Here is a 3,499-nt window from a genome sequence, read left to right as displayed (position 1 = left end):
CGGGAAGGCTTGTTGGGGCGAGGGAGCTTGCTCCCGATGAGGGGGTGTCAGTTGATGCAACTTTGGCTGAGCCACCGTTATCGGGGGCAAGCCCCCTCCCACATTTTGATCTCCATACATCAGGTGGGCCAAGGATGGCCCATCGCGGCGGCCCACGGATTCAAGCCGGAGTGAGGGCATGCCGAGCCTAGGCGAGGCACCGAGTGTGGGGGGCTTTTCCAAAGTGACCCGCCGTAAGGGCGGAACCAACAGCCGCCATTACCGCAGAAACGGATATGTACCCGATCAAACCTCATCATCTTCATATGGTCACCTATGCAAAACTCTAAATTTCGCAAAATCGGCATATTCACCGTACTGGCCGTCGCCATAAGCCTGATCATCTACACCGTCCAGGCCCCAGCCGACGCACCGCTGTACCTCACCGCAACCGCCGAACGCGGCGATATCGAAAACGCCGTCCTGGCCACCGGCCTGCTCGAAGGCATCAAGCAGGTCGACGTCGGCGCCCAGGTCTCTGGGCAGTTGAAGTCGCTCAAGGTCAAGGTCGGCGACAAGGTCAAGAAGGGCCAGTGGCTGGCGGAAATCGACCCGCTGATCCTGCAGAACACCCTGCGCAAGGCCCAGGTGGATGAGGAAAACCTCCAGGCCCAGCGCCGGGCCACGGCGGCGCAGCTCAGGCAGGCCAAGTCGGTGTATGAGCGCTACAAAGGCTTGCAGAATGACGAGTCGGTCTCACGCCAGGATTTCGAAGACGCCGAATCGAGCTATCAGGTACAGCAGGCCAACCTGTTGGCCCTGGATGCGCAGATCAAAAGCGCGCATATCCAGATCGACACCGCCAAGATCAACCTGGACTACACCCGCATCAATGCGCCTATCGACGGCGATGTGGTGGGCATCGTCACCCAGGAAGGCCAGACGGTGATCGCCAGCCAGTTGGCACCGGTACTGCTCAAGTTGGCGGACCTCGACACAATGACGGTCAAGGCCCAGGTGTCGGAGGCGGATGTGATTCATATCAGCCCCGGCCAGCAGGTGTATTTCACCATCCTCGGTGAGGCTGACAAACGCTACTACGCCAAGCTGCGCGGTACCGAGCCGGCGCCGCAGAACTTCCTCGAAACCCAGACCGCCGGCACGCCCAAGCAGAACACGGCGGTGTTCTACAACGCGTTGTTCGATGTGCCCAACCCCGACCACCGCCTGCGCATCGCCATGACCGCCCAGGTGCGCATCGTGCTCGACACCGCCGAGGCCGCGTTGATGGTGCCGGTGGCCGCACTCGGGGCGCGCAACCAGGACGGCAGTTACGCGCTGCGGGTGCTGGACGCCAAGGGCAAGGCGGTGTCGCGGGATGTGAAGACCGGCATCAACAACAACGTCAAGGTGCAGATCCTGGACGGCCTGGCCGAGGGCGATAAAGTGGTGATCGGCGATGCGTCGCCTGCCGTGGCGGGGAACTGACGGATGAGCCAGCCACTGTTGGAACTCAAGGGCATCACCCGCGGTTTCATGGCCGGCGAGCGCGAATTCATTGCGCTCAAGGGTATCGACCTGACGATTCAGGCCGGGGAAATGGTCGCGATTATCGGTGCGTCCGGGTCCGGCAAATCCACCTTGATGAACATCCTCGGCGGCCTGGATTACGCCACCGCCGGCAGCTACAAAATCAATGGCATCGAAACCCGCTCGTTGGGCGATGAGCAACTGGCGGAGCTGCGTCGCGATTACTTCGGGTTCATCTTCCAGCGCTACCACTTGCTGGCGCACCTCAGCGCCTTGCACAACGTGGAAATGCCGGCGATCTATGCCGGCACTCCTGAGACCCAACGCCACAGTCGCGCACGGGAATTGCTCGAACGGCTGGGCCTGGCCAGCCACACCACGCACCGGCCCAGCCAGCTCTCCGGCGGCCAGCAGCAGCGGGTGAGTATCGCGCGGGCCTTGATGAACGGCGGTGAAGTGATCCTCGCCGACGAACCCACCGGCGCCCTCGACACCCACAGCGGTAAGGAGGTGATGCGCATCCTCGCTGAACTGCACGCGGCGGGGCACACGGTGATCATCGTCACCCACGACCCGAAAGTGGCGGCGAATGCCCAGCGCATTGTCGAGGTCTGCGACGGCGAGATCATCAGTGACAAGGCCAACGCCAGCAGTGGCCTGGACGTGCCGGCCGAGACGCCGATAGAGCCGCGGCGCAGCGGCGCACGGCGGCTGGTGGCGAGCCTGGGGCTGTTCAAGGAAGCGTTCAACATGGCCTGGGTCGCGCTGGTGTCCCATCGCATGCGTACCTTGCTGACCATGCTTGGCATCGTCATCGGCATCACCTCGGTGGTGTCGATCTCGGCAATTGGCGAAGGCGCCAAGCGCTATGTGCTCAAGGACATCCAGGCGATCGGCAGCAACACCATCGATATCTTTTCCGGCACCAGTTTCGGCGACAGCCGCGCCTCGGCCATCGAAACCCTGATGCCATCGGATGTGGACGCGCTGAACCAGCTGTACTACGTGGACAGCGCCACGCCGGTGGTGGGCCGCAGTCTGTTGCTGCGCTACGGCAATATCGACCTGGACGCCCAGGTCAACGGTGTCAGCGACCGCTATTTCAAGGTCAAGGGCCTGAAGCTCGAAGCCGGTATTGCCTTCAGCGAAAGCGATGCCCGGCGCCAGGCCCAGGTGGTGGTGATCGACCACAACACCCGCCACCGCCTGTTCGGCCCGAACGTGGACCCGCTGGGCCAGGTGATCCTGGTGGGCAACCTGCCGTGCACGGTGATCGGCGTGACGGCCGACAACAAAAACATGTTCGCCGCCAGTAAGGCGCTCAACGTGTGGGTGCCTTACGAAACAGCGGCGGGGCGCCTGTTGGGCCAGCGTCATCTGGACAGCATCACCGTGCGCATCAAGGACGGCCAGCCGAGCAAGGTGGTCGAAGACAACGTCAACAAACTCATGCTGCAACGCCACGGCACCAAGGATTTTTTCACCAACAACCTCGACAGCATCATGCAGACGGTGCAGAAAACCAGCCGCTCCCTGGCGCTGCTGTTGTCGTTGATTGCCGTGATTTCATTGCTGGTGGGGGGGATTGGGGTGATGAATATCATGCTGGTGTCGGTCACCGAGCGTACCCGCGAGATTGGCATCCGCATGGCGGTGGGCGCGCGGCAGTCGGACATTCGCCAGCAGTTTCTGGTGGAAGCGGTGATGGTGTGCCTGATCGGCGGTTTGATTGGTATCTCACTGTCCTACGCGCTGGGGTTTCTGTTTTCGCTGTTTGTGAAGGAATGGGAGATGGTGTTTTCGGTCGGCTCAATCGTCACGGCCTTTGCCTGTTCGACGCTGATCGGCATTGTGTTTGGCTTTGTGCCGGCGCGGAACGCCGCGCGGCTGGACCCGATCGAGGCACTGGCGAGGGATTGACCCTCCTCGTGGATACCGTATTGGCACCCCGCTATCGGGGCACAGGTGTTGTGGTGAGCCCGCTCACCAC

General features: G+C 62.1%; 2 protein-coding genes. Both read left to right on the top strand.

Annotated features, from left to right (window positions below; all coding sequences use genetic code 11):
* The first annotated feature begins 315 nt into the window (after nucleotides 1-315).
* Nucleotides 316-1,467, top strand: a complete 1,152-nt coding sequence (gene macA, locus EJD88_RS18435) for a macrolide transporter subunit MacA (protein ID WP_158878687.1) — start codon at nucleotides 316-318, stop codon at nucleotides 1,465-1,467.
* 3 nt (nucleotides 1,468-1,470) lie between these two features.
* Entirely contained in the window at nucleotides 1,471-3,429 is a 1,959-nt protein-coding gene (locus EJD88_RS18430) for a MacB family efflux pump subunit (protein ID WP_158878686.1), read from the top strand.
* Nucleotides 3,430-3,499: the final 70 nt, after the last annotated feature.

Source organism: Pseudomonas sp. PB105 (assembly GCF_009764655.1).
GTDB classification, from domain to species: Bacteria; Pseudomonadota; Gammaproteobacteria; order Pseudomonadales; family Pseudomonadaceae; genus Aquipseudomonas; species Aquipseudomonas cyclaminis.
Note: the sequence above shows the minus strand (reverse complement) of the source record. Positions and strands in the feature narration are given on the sequence as shown.